At 34.3% G+C, this 21372-nt stretch carries 21 protein-coding genes; 12 read left to right on the forward strand and 9 right to left on the reverse strand.

What is annotated here, in order from left to right; all coding sequences use genetic code 11:
• Positions 1 to 99: 99 nt before the first annotated feature.
• Positions 100 to 1854, reverse strand: coding sequence for a M1 family metallopeptidase (locus tag AA089_RS05360; RefSeq protein ID WP_046755901.1), 1755 nt, complete (start codon positions 1852 to 1854; stop codon positions 100 to 102).
• A gap of 141 nt (positions 1855 to 1995) precedes the next feature.
• Here AA089_RS05360 and AA089_RS05365 point away from each other — a divergent pair, with 141 nt between their 5' ends.
• From AA089_RS05365 to AA089_RS24580, 4 genes are all read left to right on the forward strand, one after another.
• Entirely contained in the window at positions 1996 to 2664 is a 669-nt protein-coding gene (locus tag AA089_RS05365) for an SCO family protein (RefSeq protein WP_046755902.1), read from the forward strand.
• A 77-nt stretch (positions 2665 to 2741) separates the two neighbouring features.
• Positions 2742 to 2966, forward strand: a complete 225-nt coding sequence (locus tag AA089_RS05370) for a FeoA family protein (RefSeq protein WP_046755903.1) — start codon at positions 2742 to 2744, stop codon at positions 2964 to 2966.
• A 4-nt stretch (positions 2967 to 2970) separates the two neighbouring features.
• Positions 2971 to 5127, forward strand: a complete 2157-nt coding sequence (gene feoB / locus AA089_RS05375) for a ferrous iron transport protein B (protein WP_046755904.1) — start codon at positions 2971 to 2973, stop codon at positions 5125 to 5127.
• A gap of 5 nt (positions 5128 to 5132) precedes the next feature.
• Positions 5133 to 5252 (forward strand): FeoB-associated Cys-rich membrane protein, encoded by a 120-nt coding sequence (locus AA089_RS24580; protein WP_156168911.1) that lies wholly within the window; start codon positions 5133 to 5135, stop codon positions 5250 to 5252.
• Positions 5253 to 5271: 19 nt separating this feature from the next.
• Here AA089_RS24580 and AA089_RS05380 read toward each other — a convergent pair whose 3' ends face one another.
• A complete protein-coding gene (locus AA089_RS05380) occupies positions 5272 to 5922 on the reverse strand; it encodes an outer membrane beta-barrel protein (RefSeq protein ID WP_046755905.1) in 651 nt (216 codons plus the stop codon).
• Positions 5923 to 6284: 362 nt separating this feature from the next.
• Between AA089_RS05380 and AA089_RS05385 the strand changes: the two genes are divergently transcribed.
• The 4 genes from AA089_RS05385 (at position 6285) to AA089_RS05400 (ending at position 8291) form a co-directional block, all read left to right on the forward strand.
• A complete protein-coding gene (locus tag AA089_RS05385; RefSeq protein WP_046755906.1) occupies positions 6285 to 6848 on the forward strand; it encodes a Crp/Fnr family transcriptional regulator in 564 nt (187 codons plus the stop codon).
• Between the two features lie 70 nt (positions 6849 to 6918).
• Positions 6919 to 7455, forward strand: coding sequence for an SRPBCC domain-containing protein (locus AA089_RS05390; protein WP_046755907.1), 537 nt, complete (start codon positions 6919 to 6921; stop codon positions 7453 to 7455).
• Positions 7452 to 7955 carry a DUF1905 domain-containing protein gene (locus AA089_RS05395; RefSeq protein WP_046755908.1) on the forward strand — a complete coding sequence of 168 codons (504 nt, stop codon included), beginning with the start codon at positions 7452 to 7454 and terminating at the stop codon, positions 7953 to 7955. The genes AA089_RS05390 and AA089_RS05395 overlap by 4 nt, the downstream gene beginning before the upstream one ends.
• A 78-nt stretch (positions 7956 to 8033) precedes the next feature.
• A complete protein-coding gene (locus AA089_RS05400; protein ID WP_046755909.1) occupies positions 8034 to 8291 on the forward strand; it encodes a hypothetical protein in 258 nt (85 codons plus the stop codon).
• Positions 8292 to 8583: 292 nt separating this feature from the next.
• Here AA089_RS05400 and AA089_RS25495 read toward each other — a convergent pair whose 3' ends face one another.
• From AA089_RS25495 to AA089_RS05430, 6 genes are all read right to left on the reverse strand, one after another.
• Positions 8584 to 9972: a metal ABC transporter permease gene (locus tag AA089_RS25495; protein WP_046755910.1), complete on the reverse strand. Its 1389-nt coding sequence runs from the start codon at positions 9970 to 9972 to the stop codon at positions 8584 to 8586.
• Positions 9965 to 11050: a metal ABC transporter permease gene (locus AA089_RS05410; RefSeq protein WP_394334125.1), complete on the reverse strand. Its 1086-nt coding sequence runs from the start codon at positions 11048 to 11050 to the stop codon at positions 9965 to 9967. Before AA089_RS05410 ends, AA089_RS25495 begins: the two co-directional genes overlap by 8 nt.
• 41 nt (positions 11051 to 11091) lie before the next feature.
• Positions 11092 to 11856, reverse strand: a complete 765-nt coding sequence (locus AA089_RS05415; RefSeq protein ID WP_046755912.1) for a hypothetical protein — start codon at positions 11854 to 11856, stop codon at positions 11092 to 11094.
• Positions 11857 to 11866: 10 nt separating this feature from the next.
• Positions 11867 to 12604 (reverse strand): metal ABC transporter ATP-binding protein, encoded by a 738-nt coding sequence (locus AA089_RS05420; RefSeq protein ID WP_046755913.1) that lies wholly within the window; start codon positions 12602 to 12604, stop codon positions 11867 to 11869.
• A 76-nt stretch (positions 12605 to 12680) separates the two neighbouring features.
• Positions 12681 to 13595, reverse strand: coding sequence for a metal ABC transporter solute-binding protein, Zn/Mn family (locus AA089_RS05425; RefSeq protein ID WP_046755914.1), 915 nt, complete (start codon positions 13593 to 13595; stop codon positions 12681 to 12683).
• A 207-nt stretch (positions 13596 to 13802) separates the two neighbouring features.
• On the reverse strand, positions 13803 to 14456 hold the full coding sequence (locus AA089_RS05430; RefSeq protein WP_046755915.1) for a metal-dependent transcriptional regulator: 654 nt from the start codon (positions 14454 to 14456) through the stop codon (positions 13803 to 13805).
• A 104-nt stretch (positions 14457 to 14560) separates the two neighbouring features.
• Here AA089_RS05430 and AA089_RS05435 point away from each other — a divergent pair, with 104 nt between their 5' ends.
• Positions 14561 to 16834, forward strand: coding sequence for a TonB-dependent receptor (locus AA089_RS05435; RefSeq protein WP_046755916.1), 2274 nt, complete (start codon positions 14561 to 14563; stop codon positions 16832 to 16834).
• Between the two features lie 145 nt (positions 16835 to 16979).
• Here the strand turns inward: AA089_RS05435 and AA089_RS05440 are convergent, their stop codons facing one another.
• Positions 16980 to 17954 (reverse strand): polyprenyl synthetase family protein, encoded by a 975-nt coding sequence (locus AA089_RS05440; RefSeq protein WP_046755917.1) that lies wholly within the window; start codon positions 17952 to 17954, stop codon positions 16980 to 16982.
• Between the two features lie 129 nt (positions 17955 to 18083).
• Between AA089_RS05440 and AA089_RS05445 the strand changes: the two genes are divergently transcribed.
• The 3 genes from AA089_RS05445 to AA089_RS05455 all read left to right on the forward strand — a co-directional run bounded on the left by AA089_RS05445 (position 18084) and on the right by AA089_RS05455 (position 21372).
• Positions 18084 to 18689: a TetR/AcrR family transcriptional regulator gene (locus AA089_RS05445; protein WP_046755918.1), complete on the forward strand. Its 606-nt coding sequence runs from the start codon at positions 18084 to 18086 to the stop codon at positions 18687 to 18689.
• Between the two features lies 1 nt (position 18690).
• A complete protein-coding gene (locus AA089_RS05450; RefSeq protein WP_046755919.1) occupies positions 18691 to 20118 on the forward strand; it encodes a TolC family protein in 1428 nt (475 codons plus the stop codon).
• A gap of 84 nt (positions 20119 to 20202) precedes the next feature.
• On the forward strand, positions 20203 to 21372 hold the full coding sequence (locus tag AA089_RS05455) for an efflux RND transporter periplasmic adaptor subunit (protein WP_046755920.1): 1170 nt from the start codon (positions 20203 to 20205) through the stop codon (positions 21370 to 21372).

Raw genomic sequence — 21372 nt, forward strand, 5'->3', positions numbered from 1 at the left:
ACGCACAAAAGTAAGCTTTTATGACAACTTAAAAAAGGGTCAAACCTATCGATGTGTGTTTTTTAAAATAATTAAATGGAAATTGAAAAAATTAGAAACCTATTTTTCAGTAGAAATTGCTGTAGTTTTACGTGTAGTATCAGTTAGTGTTGGTTTAATTTCCAAATCTGCAACCGCTTCAATATCAATACCTATAGTATTGTTTCTAGAAATTAAATCATATTGAGGATCAAAAACAATATCTGCAATTTCAAAACCTACTGAAAGTGTAAATTCTTGTCCATTGAAGGTATTATCTAAGGTGATTAATTTCTTTTCTCCTTCAATTCCAACGACTAAGAAAGGAACATTCATTTCAAAGTATGCCACTTTTCTATTTGATTGTGCTTGATTTACTCTAATGTTTACATCATCTTTTCCTGATTGGTACCAAGCAACATCATATGAAGGATATCCTTCTCCGTAAATCCAATCGTTAAAAAATTCCGTTAAGTTTTCTCCGCTTTCTTTTTCTAAATGTACTTTTAATTGATCCGTATTCGCATACCCATATGCCAATTCTTCATCATTCAAATAATTTCTAATTCCTTGAAAAAACACATCGTCACCTAACTTTTTGCGCAACATGTGAATTACCATTGCACCTTTGTTATACGTCAAACGTGAACTAAAGATTCGTCCAACATTCGCTAATTTTTCATCTTCTACATACACCGAACCGTTTCTTGACGTTGTAATGTCTGCTATTTTTCCACGCTTCCAATTGATAAAATCTTGTTCTCCATCAAAATGATCTTCTACCAAACCTGATAAATATGTTGCAAAACCTTCATTTAACCAAATGTCATTCCAAGAATCACACGTTACTTTGTTTCCAAACCATTGGTGTGCCAATTCGTGTGCAATTAATGATCTGCTAAAATTCCCCATAAAAGAAATTGTAGAATGTTCCATTCCGCCACCATAGGCAAATTCGGCATGACCGTATTTTTCATCTTTAAAAGGATAATCACCAAATAAATCTTGAAACAAATTCATCATTTCAACCGTTACTTTCGTGTATTCTTCGGCTTTTTCTCTTGATTCTGGATACACATAATTTACAATATCAAAGCTTTCTCCATTGTTTTCAATTGTTTGTGAAAACACTTCGTAATTTGTGACCGCCATTCCAATCAAATACGAAGGAATTGGGTAATTGTGTTGCCAATGTGTTGTTACGAAATCGCCATTAGTTTGTTCTGAAATAATCATTCCGTTTGAAACGGATTTGTATGCTTTTGGCGCAGTAATGATCACATCAATCTGATCAATTTTATCATTTAAATCTTGCTTACATGGCCACCATTCTCTTGAGCCATAAGGTTCTGAAAGTGTGTATAAAGATGGTGTATTGTTGTGTGTAGTTGTGATAAATCCGTTTCCGTCTTTATTTACTTTTGGAGTTCCTTCGTATGTAATGGTTACTTTTTCGGTTGCATCTTCGCAAAGACCTTTTGCAAACGTAATTGTTAATTCATTATTTTCGTGTGTAAAAGCCAACTCTTCATCAGTGGTAGTTACTGATGCCACTTCTAAATTATCGGACAAATCAAAAACGATTTTATCGGTATTTTCCAACGTACGGAATTCAGTAGTTACTTCTCCTTTGATGTAATTTTTTGCTGGATCTACTTCGAACTGAAGCTTGTGATATAATAAATCGTATGAAGCTGTATTTACATTTGCTTCGAAATCTTGTAACTGAGCTGCCTTCGTATATTCTCCCTTAACCACGTCAATCAGTTCTGTACCTGATTGCGCGCTGGCGATAAAAGTGCATAAGAAACCAATGGCTAAAATGGCATTCTTCATAGTAGTAAGTTAGATTTGGGACAGACAATATAGGAATTTTTCCCAGTCAAAAATAAAAATCGTAAATTTGCACAGGGTTTTTTCGATGAATACCCCAAAACAAATCGACGAACTGTAATTTTTTACGTTAAACGACACTATATGCTATCATTTTTCAGCAAATACAGACTTTTTGCGATTGTAATGACTTGTTTATCAGCTATTATCATCACTTTAATCTATCTTACCCTTAAACGAAAAGAAGTGTTGCCAATATATCAACCTGCTAATGTAAATGTCGAATTAGTTGACAATTCCATACAACACGTTAGTAAATACCATAAAATAAAAGATTTTTCCTTGACAAATCAGAACGGAGAAACCATCACACAAGAGACATATAAAGGTAAAATTTATGTTGCCGATTTCTTCTTTACTACATGCGCTACTATTTGTCCAATTATGACAAAAAACATGGCAGACATTCAGAAGGAAATCCTTAATGATGAAGATATTATGCTATTATCACATTCTGTAACGCCTGAAATTGATACAGTTGCACAACTAAAACGATACGCTATTGAAAAAGGTGTAAATGATAAAAAATGGAATTTAGTCACGGGCGATAAAAAGCAAATTTATGACTTAGCGCGCAAATCATATTTAGCAGTAAAATCGGAAGGAGATAATGATTACGGCATGGTACACACCGAAAATTTTATGCTGATTGATAAAGAACGTCGCATTCGTGGTTTTTATGATGGCACAAAAGAAGAAGATATTGAAGAACTCTTGGAAGATATCGAAATCTTAAAAAATTCATATAAATAGCGGTTTTTCTACAACGAAATTTTCTAACTTAACTTTTTAGCTTATTTTTGCTTCTTTAAAATTAATCTAAATAAAGAATGCTTACTATTGCCAACTTACAAAAAGGAGAAAAAGCAAAAATTCTTGACTTTCCAATAGATACCATTCCACTAAAACTCATAGAAATGGGCTGTTTGCCCGGAAATGAAGTTACGTTGGTACAAACTACACTTTTTAATGGTCCTTTATTTTTAACGATTAATGGAAGTAATATTGCCGTTCGAAAAGATACAGCAGCGCAAATTTTTATAGAAAAACTATAATCCTATGAGTGACACAGTGATACAAGTAGCATTAATAGGAAATCCGAATACAGGAAAAACGTCATTATTCAATCACCTAACAGGATTGAACCAAAAAGTGGGAAACTATCCAGGAATTACGGTTGATAAAAAAACAGGAACCTGCAAACTTTCCAAAACACAGAAAGCCACCATTTTAGATTTACCAGGAACGTACAGTTTAAATGCTTCTTCCGCAGACGAAAAAATAGCGATTGACGTTTTAAACGATCCTAATAACGAAAATTATCCTGATGTTGCTGTGGTAGTTACTGATGTAGAACAACTAAAGCGCAACTTGCTGATTTTTACACAAGTAAAAGATTTACACATTCCTACAATTTTAGTCATTAATATGGCTGACCGAATGAAACCGAAAGGAATTACCATTGATATTCCACAATTGGAAGCCGATCTAAACACAAAAATTGTTGTCATCAGTTCCAAGTTGCAAACTGGAATTTCAGACGTAAAAGAAGCCATTCTTGCGTATAAATCAATTTCAACAGAAGTTTGTATTCCCGCAGAACGCTTCAAGCAAAATACCATTAAAAATCCTGAATTACTAACGTCGTTAACTGCTGCCGAACTTAAAAAAGTACAGCATCATGAAACCGTAATTCGGTATCAATTCATTAATAATAGTTTAAAAAATTCATACAAAATAGACAAAGAAAAAGCATCTGACTTGCAAACCAAGCTCGATCGTATTTTCACACACAAAATCTTTGGCTACCTCATTTTCGGATTGTTGCTATTGTTGATTTTTCAAGTAATTTTTGAATGGAGTTCTGTTCCAATGGAATTTATTGATGAAACATTTGGCGCACTTGCCGATTGGACAAAAGCGACGTTACCAGCAGGAATGTTTACCGATTTACTCGCCGAAGGCATCATTGCAGGACTCGGCGGAATCGTAATTTTTATTCCACAAATTGCATTTCTATTTCTGTTCATTGCCATCTTAGAAGAAAGTGGCTATATGAGTCGTGTTGTGTTTTTGATGGATAAAATTATGCGTCGTTTTGGTATGAGTGGAAAAAGTGTTGTGCCGCTAATTTCAGGAGCTGCCTGTGCTATTCCTGCAATCATGGCAACCCGAAACATTGAAAGTTGGAAAGAACGTCTCATTACCATTTTAGTCACACCATTTATTACCTGTTCGGCACGTTTGCCAGTATATGCCATCTTAATTGCGTTGGTAATTCCGAGTGAACGTGTGTTTTGGATTTTCAATTGGCAAGGACTTACCTTAATGGGATTATATGTTATTGGCTTCGCGATTGCGTTACTTTCTGCATACATTTTACACAAAACCTTAAAGATTGAAAGCAAGTCGTATTTTGTAGTAGAAATGCCAAAATATAAAGTGCCACTATTTAAAAATGTAGCATTAACAGTAATAGAAAAAACAAAAACCTTTGTATTTGAAGCTGGAAAAATCATTTTAGCAATTTCAATCATTCTATGGGTGTTGGCTTCTGTGGGCGTCAATGATGCGTTTACAAATGCAGATAAAATTGTAACAACTTCAATTGAAGAAAACGGTTTCAATGAAATACAAGAAGTATCGTTGCAAAACAAAATGATACGTTTTGAAGAAAGCTTAAAGGAAGAAGCTAGTAAATCCAATAAAACCTTAACAGCGCAAGATGTAAACACCGCTATCGCTGAAAAAATGCCCGAATTTAGACAAGCTGTTATTGAAGATGAAATTGCCGCATTGAAACTTGAAAACTCAGCGCTAGGAACCATCGGAAAAGCTATTGAACCCGCTATAAAACCACTTGGATACGACTGGAAAATAGGCATTGCTTTGGTAAGTTCGTTTGCCGCGCGTGAAGTATTTATAGGAACTTTAGCAACCATTTACAGTGTTGGAAGTGAAGGCGACGACGAAGAAGGAAATACAATTATTGCCAAAATGCAATCAGAAGTACATGCCAATTCAGGAAAAAAAGTATTTACCTTTGCTTCAGGAATATCGTTATTATTATTCTATGCGTTTGCAATGCAATGTATGAGTACGTTGGCTATTGTAAAACGTGAAACTAACGGCTGGAAATGGCCAATGATTCAATTGATTGGAATGACGATCATTGCGTATGTTGCCGGATTAATTGCGTTTCAATTTTTAAAATAATTGTTATGATTCAAGCATTCTTAGTAGGAATTACATTTTTAATCGCTGTTGGTTTTCTAATCAAGAAATTTTTCTGGAAAAAGAAAACCGCAAAAGCTTGTGGAAAAGACGATTGCGGTTGTTGATTACACGTTTTTAATCTTCCTAAAAATAATAACTCAATCCGAAAACTAAGTTTGAAGTATTCAGTGAAAAGTTAAAGCCTTTGGCATCACTTTCTGCATTATTCTGTCTGTTTTCTAGTTTTTCACTGGTATATCCTAACGCACCAATAGTAGTTTCTATCGCTAGACATTTACTAACCATATACGTAAGTCCAGGACGTGCGCCAATAAAAAAGCTGTTTGTATCTATAAAATCTTCTCCATTACTTTTGGTTTTTCCAGTAGAAAATTGTGTTTCTCCTTGTACAAAAAACGCCAAACGCTTCCCAATTCCTTTGTAATAACGGATGTATGGAAATATACGGAATGTATCTGAAGTCGTTTCTTGAACAGGCGATCCTGGTATGTCATTTTCCCGCTTGTTGCGAATATAACCAAGTCCTAAACCTATAAATAAATCGTCGCTTATTGCATATGCATATGAAGAATTGATTCCGAAACCAAAACGACTGTCTTCTTGCTCTAACGTCGTTGTTGTTTCTGTATTGGTTGAATTTAAAAAGATACCACCATTTACAAAACTTGTTCCTTTCGCGAAATTTAATTTGTCTGAACTAGAATTTTGATCATTTTCTTGTGCGTTTACAAACCCAATAATGAGCATGCATACAAAAAGTGCAATTTTTTTCATAATTATTTTTTTGATGAATTAAAGTCTTAAATTATCAAAAAAAACAATCACAACAAATGATTCTGAACGTTTTTACTTGATTCCTACAAATAGAAAATATAATAGTTCTTAACATTCACTGTGGTTCGCTTATATTTTATTCCATACAAATGATTGACGATTCAAAGACTAAAAGTATCATATATCGGGACATCAAAACGCTAAAACGGCTGAAATATACACGAACTGGTATTGCAACAATCAAAAACACTTTGGATAACTTTGACTTTGAAGAAGAAAATTGTAGTTTTAAAATGACTAAATTCCCAAAATAATAGGAATTCCTATTGTACACTTGTTAAGCACAACACCAAAACACATCTGTGAACAAACTAAAATCTGAAATAAAAAGACTCTCAAACGGAACGGAATCTGAAATACATGAGATTTACGAAAATCTAACTTTAACAATTTTTAGCAAAGGCGATTTTTTGTTAAAACAACATCATATCTGCAATCAATACTTCTTTGTAGAAAGCGGAACAGTGAGATTATACTATTGGAAAAATGACAAAGACTTTACAGTTTGGCTTGGGACTGAAGGACAAATTTTCACAGAATTAGATAGTTACTTACATCAAAAACCATCACTTGTATCCATAGAAAGTGTGGAAGAAAGTTTGGTATATCGAATCACAAAAGAAAAAAGCGACCAATTGGCAAGAAAATCTGCAGCGTACAACACACTTTTAAGAAGAACAGTTGAAGAAGCATTTGCAAATATGTCGAGAAACATTATTTCGTTTCAAAGTGAAGACGCAACCGAGCGGTACAGAAGAGTTGAAAAAGAGAAAAATTGGCTGGAAAAATATCCACTAAAATATGTATCGAGTTTTATTGGCGTTACTCAAAGTTCACTAAGTAGAGTTAGAGCTAAAAAAGAATGATTTTTTATCCTATGGCAAAAAATTGAAAATTAGTTCGTTATAGCTTTGCCAAAACCAATAAAAGAAAAAAATGGTAACAACAATTTTACTCTCAATCGGATTTGGACTTTTAATCGCTTTGCTAATTTTGGTATTCAAACTGCCAACCAAAATTCAATATATTGAAGAAATAGAAGTCAATGCATCAATTAATACCGTTTATGATGCCATTCGCTATCAAGAAAAGTTAATGAAATGGTCCGCTTGGCCAAAAGAAACAAAATCACAATGCGCAGTAAAAAACGTAGATGGACAAATTGGTGCCCAAACAGTTTATCTTCAAAAAGACAAGCAATTTGGCTACCAAGAAGTAACCGAACTTATAGAAAATGAAAAAGTTAGTTTCTATTTAACAAGTAAAGCACCTTTTGAACAAGACACAAGACTGCACTTCTTTCTAAAAGAAATTGAACATGACAGAACCAATGTTTGTTTGTATTTTGACAATACATTAAAAAGACCAAGTCACATTTTTCCACATATTTTCGGAATCATCCATTGGACACATAACATGCACCTAAAGGATTTGGCAGGACTTAAAAAATTTGTAGAGCAACAAACACAATGAAATCGTACAACGGAAAACAAAGCATCAAACAACTCGAAAAACGCAAAGGCGGCTATTATTATCTGAAAATTGATTCCGAAATCATACATCAATTCAGCAAAAAAAGAGCTACTAGAATGATATGCACGATTGATGACAAAATTTCTTACCGTTGTGGACTTAATCATTTGGGCGATGGAAATTTTTATGTAATCGTTGCGGGAAAATATCTTGAAAAACTACACAAAGAACTTGGCGAAGAGGTAAATTACAGAATTGATGAAGATCCAGACCAATTAGGCGTTGAAATACCCGAAGTTTTAACCGCTTTTCTTACACAAGATCTAGAGTCAAAAGCAATTTTCGACAAATTAACAGACGGAAAAAAAAGAAGTCTTATCTATAGCTTTGTCAAAATAAAAGACATTGACAAAAAGATAAAAATTATCATGGAATTCTTGCACAAAGAGCAATGGAAAATGAATCAATCACAAAAAAATTCTGAGCCTGACAACCTATAAAAATGTATGCATAATAGAAAGCGTTACATCGAATACAAATTTTATTGAACTATAATTAAATTATCTTACATTTAGTATATGATTACACTAATGGAGTTCCTGTCGTATGCATTTCTATTATTAATAGGAATTGGATATTACTATGATTTTCGGCAAAATCCGAAACAATTCAAAGCTGATATCAAAGGAGGAACATTCTATTTGCTAGGAATTTTGATCATTATACTATTGGAAAGAATACTATTTACTATTGGAATTATATACATCGTATTACAAATAGCAGTTTTGATACTAATATCATTTTTGATAAAATCTGTACTCCAAAAAGGAAAATAAAAGACATAAAAAAAGAGAACGTTAAGCCTCGTTCTCTTTTTCTATGTCGATCTCTTGATTTTACTTAATAGCAAATCAATGAAGACTGTTTTTAAAATTACTCAGTACTAAAGTAGTTTGATTTTCAACAACTTATCAGATATTTAGATTAACTAACTATGTTGGTCGATAAACGGATTGTTTTCATAGATAAACGGTAAGCGTATAATCCCAGAAAACGAAGTAACCTTCTGGAAAACAAACTACTAACAGCCGTTAACTCCTGTACAGAACTGTAAAAAAATTGTACATATTATCCTCGAAATAAGAAAAAATCATCTTTCATTTCTTCTATTTCTGTGTCTTTATTTGTGATGATATAATCAATCGCTTTTTCGGTAAACTCCTCGCCTTTTTCGGTTAATGAAATAATGTCGTTATCAACAGTAATCATATTATTTTTCAATGCCAATTCTACCACAGAATCAGAGCGTAAACGTTGCCAATTTATATGTTCGTTCAAGTGTTTTACATGCCGTTCACTTTCTTCTGTATGATTTCTGATGTGTAATAAAAATACCAACAACATAATTTCCGTCTTTTGTTGTCGCACTTTATAATATCCGTAAATCACGCCTCTTTTGGGCAAAATGTATATCAATAAAACGGCGCAAACTCCTCCAACTAACATGATAGTTACATAATCTAAAAGGACAAATTCCGCAAAAACTCTACTTATCTTTTCGCTTAGCGCGAATTGTGCAAAACCCGTTTCAGTTAGTAATTGCTGATAATATTGATAAAAAATTACGCTGGTGGTAGTTGCCAAACCAATAACTATGGAAGTAATAATTGGTTCGTATACCAATAAGAAAAGAATCGCTAAAACGGTTGTCATTGATCCAGAAATAGAAGCATCTAACAAATGCGCCAACCAATACCCTGAAATGGCGGAAAACACCCCAAAAAAGCAAGCAAGTACCAGCATTTTTTTCAGGTCTTTTGTAAACAAATATGCTGTTGCCGCAGGTGCAATCATCAACGCGACGACTAAAATTGGTCCTACAGCATCAAAAGCGCCCACAATAGTAATGGACGAAACGGTCATTAATCCGTAATGCATAATTACTGGTGAAAATCCTAAAGCTGCCGCCAAACCTGCATCAAACGTACTCACTTTTAATTCTTTGAAAAAAGCAAACAATAAAACTAAGGTAATTACCAAAATGGTTCCGATAACCCAAATAGCTTTTGGTCCTAAATTGATGCATGAATCGGCAATTCCTTCCGTACAATTGATCAATAACGGATCAAAAGGTGCCAAACTGAGATCGCCAACCATTACAGAATCAATATCCAAATGCACGTCATTGGCGTTTTTCGCAATCAAAATAACTCCAATACTAAACAAAGCAGGAAACACAAGTCCAATAGCTGTATCTTCTTTTACCAAGCCTGTTTTTTGAATAAATTCAACCAAAAAAACCGTGACAATTCCCGCGAAAGCGGCCAATACAATAAGTAATGGAGAAGACGTATCGCCTACAATAAAAAATCCAATAACAATTCCCAACAATATAGAATGACTAATGGCGTCACTAATCAACGACATCTTTCGTAACACCAAAAATGTTCCTGGAATGGCACAAGCAACGGCAACGAGCGCCACAATGATTTGTATGGTAATTTGTGCGCTATTCATGGGTATCTTTTACTTGTTGATCGTATAAATTTTCAGCCGTATTATATCCTTTTTGTGTCATTGACCATTGTTGCCCGTTGATTTCAACATAATTTAAATCGACGAGTTCTTGCAATGATCGTTTTGAAAATCCTTGAAAACCATTCAAAATTTTAATGGCGTGTGGATGTGCTATATTTTCGTGGTTTTTGGCAATTCCGTACATAAATGCCAAGGTTTTCTGCATTTTGATACTATTTCTATTTTTCATGAAACGAATTTGACGAAATAGCAAACCTCTACTTGGTGAAAATATAAACGAAATCAGCACAATACTTGCCGCAACCAATACAATTACAGGACCTGTTGGTAAGTTGCTCTGGCTCGCACTAATTCCTGTGCCGACAACACCTGAAAATGCTCCAAATATGGCAGCCAAAATAACCATAATCCCTAAACTATTTGTCCATTGACGCGCTGCTGCTGCTGGCGCTAACAACATAGCACTCATTAAAATAACACCTACCGTTTGTAAACCTAAAACAATGGTAATTACAATAAAAGTTGTGATTAAAATGTCTATAAAACGTGTATTGAAACCGAGTGTTTTGGTATAATCAGCATCAAAGAGTAAGATTTTGAATTCTTTCCAGAAAACCAATAAAATGATTAGGCAAATTCCTGCTACGATAGCCATGAGCCACACATCTTTTTCGAGTAAAGTCGCGGCTTGTCCAAAAAGATACGTGTCCAAACCTGCTTGATTGGCATTGGGTTGTTTTTGAATAAAGGTTAGCAACAACATTCCAAAACCAAAAAATAAGGAAAGTGTCAAACCTAAAGCCGTATCTGATTTTAAGTGTGTTTTGGTCGTTATTCCTTTAATCCAAAATGTTCCAATCAATCCGCTAATTAATGCGCCAATAAGTAAAATGTTGGTGTCTTTTGCGCCCATAATTAAAAATGCAATGGCAATTCCTGGTAAGGCTGCATGTGAAATGGCATCGCCAAGCAGACTTTGTTTTCGCAATACGGCAAAGCTTCCCAACATACCACAAATGGCGCCTAAAATTGCCGTTCCGAGCGTAATGGTTCGCAAGGTATAATCTTCAAAAACAAGCGATATGTATTCTTGAATGTCTATGGTTTCTCGTTTTTGATTTGTTTTACAAATTGTGTTCCATCAAACGTTAACAATACCTTTTTTCCTGTGGGAAGAAAAAATCCGCTATCGTTGTCCATAACAAATTCACTATGTGTAATGGTTTTATTTTTTGTCAAGATTTCTAAATCGAACTCATATTTTCTTGCAATTTTGAACACATATGTATCTTGATTGTTTTCAAAAATGGCTTTTCGAACTAATTCTTCATCGATCAATTCAAAATAGGTAATAATTTTATGATGATGTCCGCTTCCATACGTTCCGTAACCTTCAAATAAATAGCCTTTTTCAAAAGGATAGATTCCCAAAATTATTGCATCTGCAAACATATCATTTCCTTCCTCTTCTTCATCAATAGGTTCATCATCTTGAAGTGAAACTACATGTATTTTTTCATCCGATTTAAATTGAATTAAACTTCGCAACGCATGCCAACTTCCACCTGTGAGACTGTCCCAACTAAAAGTTCGTATTTTTTTATCTTTTGAAGTTTCTATATTGATATATTTGCGCAGTTCAGGAAATTTATACGACCAACTTTCTTCTTTCAACAATACTGTTTTCAAGGTTTTTTCAAATTTAATTGCAGCTTTATCTCTATCAATAGTTGCATCTTTCGAACGTAGTTGTGTCAACGCTGCTAGCACTTTTTCCTCTTCCACTTTCATGTCTATTTGTGCACACATGGAAAGTGTATAAAAACTTAAAAACGTTATAATAAAGAAGGTTTTTGATTTCATAGATTTTTGTTTATTCTTGAACACTCACTTTGTAATTGATTCCGTACGTTTTGGTTAAATTATCATCGTTGAAAATGTCTTTTACAGGTCCAGTAGCGATCTTTTTTACATTTAAAAACGTTACCCAATCAAAATATTCAGGAACCGTTTGCAAATCGTGATGTACAACTACCACTGTTTTTCCTGCTTTTCGAAGTTCTTTTAAGATGTTTATGATTGCTTTTTCGGTCGTTGCGTCTACGCCTTGAAAAGGTTCGTCCATAAAATAGATAGAAGCATTTTGCACCAACGCTCTTGCCAAGAAAATACGTTGTTGTTGACCGCCCGAAAGTTGACTAATTTGACGATTTTTGAACGGTAACATGCCTACTTTTTCTAAGGCTTCTAATGACGCCTTTTTTTCTTTTTGTCCAGGACGTTTAATCCAGCCAAGACTTCCGTACGTTCCCATCATGACTACATCTAATGCCGTTGTTGGAAAATCCCAATCGACACTTCCTTTTTGTGGTACATACGCAACTAATGAACGTTGTTGTTTATACGATTTTCCAAAAATAGAAACCGTTCCCGCAATGGGTTTTATGATACCTAAAATGGCTTTGATTAAAGTAGATTTTCCAGCGCCATTTGGTCCTACAATACACATCAATACACTTTCTGGAATTGCCAAATCAATATCCCAAAGTACCGGTTTGTAATTGTAAGCAACCGTAAGGTCATCAACTGTAATGGCGTATTTTTGTTTCATTTTTTTGAGGTGTTTGGATCTTGCGTTTTTGGTGTTAGGTGTTTATAATTCAACATTTATAATTCTGAATTCATAATTATCGCAACGCATTTACAATGGTTTGTACGTTGTATTTGTACATTCCGATATACGTTCCTTCTTCCGTTCCTGCGTTTCCAAGCGCATCCGAATATAACGTTCCGCCAATAGCTACTTCATGACCTTTGGATTTTACCGCAGCTTGCAACGCTTCAATGGTCCGTTTTGGCACTGAACTTTCTACAAAAATGGCCTTGATATTTTTCTCAATGATAAAGTTTGCCAGCTTTTGCACATCTTGTACGCCAGCTTCCGTAGCTGTTGAAAGTCCCTGTAAACCAACGACTTCAAAGTTATGTAATTTTCCAAAATAGTTAAATGCATCATGCGCTGTGACTAAAATTCGTTTTTCTACAGGCAAGGTTTCAATGATCGCTTTGATTTCTTTTGCCAATACGTCTAATTTTTCAAGATAGATTTGCCCGTTTTTTTCAAAATCAGCTGCATGTTCAGGATCGAGTTTTTTGAGTTCGTCCACCACAAATTGCGTAGCTTGTTTCCAATAACCAATGTGAAACCAAATGTGCGGATCATAGCTAGACGCAAAGTATTCGGAACCTATTAAACCGCTTTTGTCAACTGCATCCGAAACCGCAATGGTTTTCTTTTGTTGCTTGCGCATTTTTTCAAAAATGTCTTCCAATTTTCCTTCTAAATGTAATCCGCTATAAATAATAACATCTGCATTGAACAACTTAGTCACGTCGCCTTCGCTGGCTTTATATAAGTGTGGATCAACGCCGCTTCCCATTAATCCTTGTACATTTACTTTATCGCCACCAATATGTTGAACCATGTCCGTGATCATGGTTGTTGTGGTTACAATTTGAAACGTTCCATCTTTTGATTTTTGTTCCGTTTTGCAACTGATAATTGTGAGAATGATAAGAAATAAGTATGTGTATTTTTTCATTTTTTATTATTGATTTGGAGCATTCTTGTTCAGTGTTCGCTATTCGCTATTCGTTATTCGTTATTCGTTATTCGTTATTCGTTATTCGTTATTCAAAACTACTTTTACATTTAGCATGAATATTTTTTGTCACGAATTCACGAATTGTTTTCTTTGGTCTTTGGTCTTTGGTCTTGGGTCTTTATTCTTTATTCGTTATTCAAAACGCTACTTCTTAATATAAATGTTATTAGCTATTTGCTGTGATATCATGAATTCTTCTTTTTTGATGCGAATTTTCATAGAATTATCAAATGGTTCTTTGTCGATCACTTTTACTTTTTTACCCAATGCAATTCCTTGTTTGTCTAAATATTTAAGGAATGATGATGATGAATCTTTTACACCTACAATGATTCCTTTTTCGTTTTCATGAAGTGTAACTAACAGTACATCAGCATTATCTGAAACGTTTCCGTCTTTATCTGGAATTGGATCTCCGTGTGGATCACGCTTTGGAAATCCTAAGAATTCATCCAATTGATTGATGAGTTTTTCAGATTTTATATGTTCCAATTGTTCCGCAACATCATGCACTTCGTCCCATGTAAAATTTAACTTTTCCACCAAAAACACTTCCCAAAGTCTGTGTTTCCGAATGATGTTTGCCGCCACAAATTTGCCTTTTTCTGTCAATTCAGAACCTTTATAACGTTTATAATTTAGCAAGCCTTTTTCAGAAAGCTTTTTAATCATATCGGTTACAGAAGAAGCTTTCGTATTCATCTTTTCTGCAATAGCGTTTGTACTAATACCGCCTTCGCAGACATCACTGATATGATAAATTGCTTTTAAGTAGTTTTCTTCTGAAAGTGTCATCATAAAGAGTTGTTTAATAGCACAAATATACAATTTTTACTCATATGCTTTCTATTTTTTTAGACAAGACTAAAAATTAAACTTATATTTGCAAAAAATTTCTTTTGATGAAGCTTAATTTATGTTTACTTTTTATCTTTATTTCTTCCGTAGTTTTAGCTCAAACTACTGAAATAAAAGGAATTGTATCTTATGAAAATCGCCCTGAAGGCTTTGTAAATGTATACATTAGAAATGGAGATAAAGGAACTATCACGAATGATAAAGGCGCATATTCGCTAACTGTTTCACCTGGAAACTACACATTGATAGTTCAAGCTTTAGGTTTCAAAACAATACAAAAAGATATAACTGTTGGAACTTCAATAGTTGTTTTAAATTTCAATTTACAAAAAGATTTGCTAGGATTAGATCAGGTTGTGGTTTCTGCTACAAAAACCGAACTTAATCGTCGTGAAGCGCCAGTTTTGGTAACGGTTACCAATGCCAAATCCTTAAAAAATGTACAAGCCGCAACATTGTTTGAAGGTTTAAATTTTCAACCTGGATTACGAACCGAAGTCAATTGTCAGAATTGTGGTTTTTCACAAATTCGAATTAACGGTTTGGATGGAGCATATTCGCAGATTTTGGTAAATAGCCGTCCTGTTTTTGGTTCACTGAATGGAATTTACGGTTTGGAGCAAATTCCAACGAACATGATTAAACAAATTGAAGTAACGCGCGGTGGCGGATCGGCTATTTTTGGTTCCAATGCTATTGCGGGAACAATTAATATCATTACGAAAGATCCACTAGAAAATCAGTTTCAAGTAGCTTCTAAAATTGGATTGATTGATGGCGAAAGTACGGATGCCGTAACAACTTTTAATTCTACATTTGTCTCCGAAGATTTAAATAAAGGAATTACGTTTTTTGGGATGCATCGCGATCGGGAAGGCTACGATAATAATGATGACGGTTTTACAGAAATGACCAAACTGCGCAATTTGAATTTCGGTTTTAAATCGTTTTATAAGTTTGATTTCAGGCGAAAATTGACCTTAGAATTCAATAATTCACACGAATTCAGACGCGGTGGAGATTTTATTGACAAATCGCCCATTTTTGCCAACATAGCGGAAGAAATTACAAGTAATGTGATTGGCGGAGGCATTACGTTTGACTATTTTTCGGAAGATTATTTGCAGAAGTTTTCCGCGTATGGAAATATTCAACATACACGGTCGGATAATTATTACGGAACCAACCAAGATCCAAATGGTTTCGGATTGACGAAAGATTTTGTAACCGTTGCAGGAATTCAACATACGGCACAGTTTGAAGATTTTGTCAAAGGAAGTATGGATTTGACTTCTGGCGTAGAACATCGATTCAATCGCATTACGGAACGTCGCGAAAACCCTCTGATTATTCCTATTACACAAAACACCAATACACTTGGAATTTACACACAATTGGATTGGAAAATTTTAGAGAATTTGAAACTTTTGGCTGGCGCAAGGGGCGAATTGTTTACCTCTAATTTGAACGACAAGTCGCTTTTTATCGTGAATCCGCGAGTGAGTATTTTGTACAATATTTCGAAAAAGTTGAGCTTTAGAACTGGATATTCACAAGGTTTTAGAGCGCCACAATTTTACTCCGAAGATGTCCATTCTGAGATTATTACGGGCGAAGTGCGAAGAATTCGTTTGGCAGAAAATTTAAAAAAAGAGTTGTCACATAGTTTTATTGGTTCGTTGGAATATTCGCATCAGCATGAAAATCATCAATTGATGTTAACTTTTGAAGGTTTTTATACAACGATTAACGATCCGTTTGTGTATGAAGCGCGCGGAGACATTGGCGGATTGCAGATTAAGGAGAAAATTAATGGTGATAATGCGATTGTAAATGGTTTTAATTTGGAAGCACGTTTTAGTCCAAATCCGAAGTTTTTGTTTCAGCTGGGCGGAACGTTTCAGAATAGTTATTTTGAGAATTCATACGAACCCGAAGAAGGAATTGTGACGAATAAAATCACGCGTACGCCAAATATTTATGGGAATATGATGGTAAATTACACACCAAATGACCGATGGGATTTTAACTTAAATGGTGTGTACACAGGAAAAATGTTTGTACCACATGTTGCTGGTTTTATTCCTGAAACCGTATTGGAAGAAACGCCAAACTTGTTTGAAATTGGCTTGAATGCTAGTAGAACTTTTACAGTTTCAGATAAGTTTCAGTTTGAAATTAATGGTGGCGTAAAGAATCTTTTTAATGCGTATCAAGATGATTTTGATAAAACTATTGACAGAGATCCAAACTATATTTATGGACCTTCGCAACCGCGAACTGTTTTTATTGGCTTGAAGTTTGGAACGGATTTGTAACTAGAGATCGCTGGCGCTTTTAGATATTTAGATATTAGATGCATTCCATCATGCTGAACTTGATTCAGCATCACATAACAGTAAGAAAATCTCAATACTCAAATCTACCTTCTCAATTCTCAAAACTCAAAACTCAATACTAAACCTAAACTGTTCTATTCATCAATTGCTCACCAAATGCTTGCAATAGCTGCTTTTCTTTATCGCCAATATTTAACGTTTTTAATACAGCAAAAGCTTTTTTGGTATACGCTTCTATCGCTTCTTTAATAGCTTCTGGCGCGTTACTTTCGCTAAATATTTTCATAACTGCAGCTACTTTTTCAGTAGTATCTTCTGGTTGAATAGAAAATAAATGCTGTAAACTTTCTTGATTATCTGCTGAGCTATTTTCGTATGCTTTTAAATATAAATACGTCTTTTTATTTTCAATGATATCGCCTCCAACTTGTTTTCCAAATGTTTCAGGATCGCCATATGCGTCTAAATAATCATCTTGTAACTGAAACGCCAATCCTAAATTTCGACCAAAATCATAAATGCCTTCTGCGTCCGTTTCACTTGCTTCGGCAACAATAGCGCCCATTTTCATGGCAGCTCCAACCAAAACAGCCGTTTTATATTCAATCATTTTTAAATACTGAGGAATGGTCACATCGTTTCTAGTTTCAAAATCGATGTCATATTGTTGTCCTTCGCAGACTTCAATCGCGGTTTTACTAAACAATTCTGCCAATGATCTAAACGTTTTCCCTTCATAGTTTTCAAACAGTTGATACGCCAAAATTAGCATAGCATCGCCTGACAAAATTCCAGTATTGATGTCCCATTTTTCATGCACCGTTTTTTTACCTCTTCGCAAAGGTGCATCGTCCATAATATCGTCATGTACTAATGAAAAGTTGTGAAAAACCTCAACTGCCAACGCAGCATCTAAAGCTTTTGTATGTGAAGTTCCAAAAATTTCGGCTGTCATTAACGTCAATACGGGACGCAATCGTTTTCCGCCTAATTGAAGAATGTATACAATGGGTTCATATAAACTTTTGGGTTCAGTCAATACTATCTTTTCTTCTAAATAGTTTAGAAAGGTTTCACGATAGTCAGCAATATGTGTCATGCAATAAAATTTTAACAAAAATACCACATTTACAATTTATGCTGGTAAAAATCAATTGTTAAATAATTGTAAAAACTCAGGAAACTTTTTTTGTTTTCAAAGTTTCCGTGTTACATTTGCACTCTACTTATGAAAGAGAAAATTAAAACAACAGCAACAGAGTTATTCTTAAACTTAGGGTTTAAGAGTGTTACCATGGACGATATTGCTAATGAAATGGCGATATCTAAAAAAACCATTTATACACATTTTAATAACAAAACGGCGCTGGTAAATGAAGTAACAGGTTCGTTGTTTTGTGAAATTAGTGAAGGAATTGACTTGATTTGTGCTGCTGAGAAAAACTCCATTGAAGAACTGTATGAAATTAAACGTTTTGTAATGGAGCATTTAAAAGATGAAAAATCATCGCCACAATATCAGCTCCAAAAATATTACCCAAAAATTTACATGAACCTGAAAAAGAAACAGTTTGATGTAATGCAAGATTGTGTAAAAGACAATTTAAAACGTGGAATAGATTCAGGAATGTACAGAAGTAATATTGATGTAGAGTTTGTATCAAGAATTTACTTTAACGGCGTAATTGGTATTAAGGACAATGAATTATTTCCAGCAAAAATGTTTCCAATGCACGTATTAATGGACTACTTTTTAGAATATCACTTGCGTGGAATTTGCACACCGAAAGGACTTGAAATATTACAAAAATTTATAACAACTAATCAATCATAATATGCGAAACAAACTAATTTTTATCTTTAGTTTATGTTTTCTAAACGTAGGGTTTTCTCAGGAAAATCAAGAAATACCGAAAAGCTTTTCGTTAGATGAAGCCATTACTTTTGCACTTGAAAACAACAGAACTGCTAAAAATGCAGTGCGCGATATTGAAGCCGCTAAAAAACAAAAATGGGAAACTACCGCTGCAGGACTGCCACAAATTAATGCCGCAGTAGATTATCAAAATTTTATAAAGCAACCTGTTTCTTTACTTCCCGCAAGTGCTTTTGATCCGTTTAATCAAATTAGACAATTGAATGAGTTTTACGATCTAAGCAGTTTGCCCGTAATAGACAACATTCCTGCTGCGCCAAGAGATGACGAGTTTATTCCCGTAGTTTTTGGAACGAAACAAGCTGTAAATGCAAATATTACCTTGAATCAGTTAATTTTTGATGGTTCGTATTTAGTCGGATTGCAATCTGCAAAAGTATTCTTAGAAATTTCTCAGAATGCGAAAGAAAAAACAGATTTAGAGGTTCGAAAAGCGGTAATTAACGCGTATGGAAATGTATTACTTTCAGAACAAAGTGTTGCCATTTTAGAACGAAATAAAGCGACTCTTGAAAAGAATTTGAACGAAACGAAGAAAATCTATGAAAATGGATTGACGGAAGAAGAAGATGTAGAACAACTAGAAATTACGCTATCAAGTATTGAAAGTAATTTGAGAAATGTGAAGCGTTTGCGCGATTTATCATATAAAATGCTCAATATTACTATGGGAATCGATTTGAATCACGATACAACGTTAACTGATACACTTCAAGAGTTGACCATAGAAAATATTGCACCTTCTTTATTAGGAACTGATGAAGATGTTACAAAAACAGTGGATTATAAAATTGCTGCAAACGATACACGCTCTAAAGAACTGTTGTTAAAATTGGAAAAAAGTAAAGCACTACCTTCTCTAGCAGGATTTGTAACAGCTGGATACAACGGAAATGCAAATTCTTTCGATTTTTTCCAACGAGAACAACAATGGTTTGGAACTGCAGCTTTTGGTTTTAGCCTAAATATTCCAATATTTAGTTCACTACAAAGAAGTGCGTCCACACAACGTGCAAAAATAAATCTAGAGAAAGCAACAGACGATTTAACAGAAGTAGAACAGCAATTAAAACTACAAGTTGCTGCTGCAAAAAGTGATTATCAATTATCTATTGAAGAATATGAAACGGCTAAGAAAAACTTGCGCCTTTCTGAACGTATTGAACAAAAAAATCAAGTAAAATTCTTTGAAGGTGTCGGATCGAGTTTCGAACTGCGTCAAGCACAAACACAACTATACACAGCACAACAAGAATATTTACAAGCAATGCTAGATGTAATCAACAAAAAAGCTGCTTTAGAAACTATTTTAAATCAAACGAATTAGAAAGTGAGTTGTTGAGTAATTAAGTTTTACACAACTAAACTTCTAACCAAATAAACGAATAAACACACAAACAAATCAACCGCAATGAAAAAAATAAATATACTACTGCTCTTTCCTATCTTGCTACTTATAGCTTCCTGTGGTGGTGGAAATAAAGATATAGATGCACTCATAGCTGCAAAAGATGTCAAAAAACTAGAAGAAAAAAGAGACGAATTAAAAGCTGAAAAAACAGCACTTGAAGCGGAAATAAAAAAACTTGTAGTGGCTATTGAAGACATAAATCCTACAGAAAAGAAAACGCTGATTACTACGTTTGCTGCAAAAGATACTATTTTTAACCACTTTCTAGAATTGCAAGGAAATGTAGACACAAAGAAAAATATTGTGATTACACCTGAAATGTCTGGAATTTTAAAGCAAGTGTTGGTTAAAGAAGGACAACGCGTTTCCAAAGGACAAGTATTGGCAAGAGTGGATGACAACGGATTGAATCAACAATTGGCACAATTGCAAATTCAGGCAGACTTAGCAAAAACAACCTACGATCGTCAAAAAAGATTATGGGATCAGAAAATTGGTTCTGAACTGCAATTTTTACAAACAAAATCTTCATACGAAGCACAACAAAAAGCGGTTGATCAATTAAAAACACAACTCGCCAAAACTGCCATTAGAGCGCCATTTTCTGGTGTTATTGATGATGTGATTACAGAACAAGGTTCAGTGGTTGGCGCTGGGCAATCGCCAATAGTTCGTATTATAAACTTAAGTGATATGTATGTAGAAGCGGTAATTCCTGAACAATACCTGACCGATGTAAAAGAAGGAAAAGATGTAGAAGTATATTTCCCTATTTTAGGCGAAACTATCAACGCTAAAATACGTCAGGCTGGCGATTTTATCGATCCTAACAATCGTACATTCAAAGTAGAAATTGCCATTCCAAACAAAAAAGGAAACATTAAGCCAAACCTAACGGCAAAACTAAAAATCAACGATTATACCAACGAAAAAGCCATCCTAATTCCACAAAGTGTCATCTCTGAAAATGCCGATGGAGAACAATATGTGTTCATTGCAAGTGATATTAATGGAACAACGGCAAAGGCAAAACGTGTGATTGTAACTACAGGTAAAACGCAAGGCGATTTTATCGAAATTACCTCTGGACTAAAAGATGGTGATGCCGTTATAAAAGAAGGTGCGCGTAGTGTAAAAGATGATCAGGAAATTGAGATTATAAACAACTAA

The sequence above is a fragment of the Kordia jejudonensis genome (assembly GCF_001005315.1).
Classification (GTDB): Bacteria; Bacteroidota; Bacteroidia; order Flavobacteriales; family Flavobacteriaceae; genus Kordia; species Kordia jejudonensis.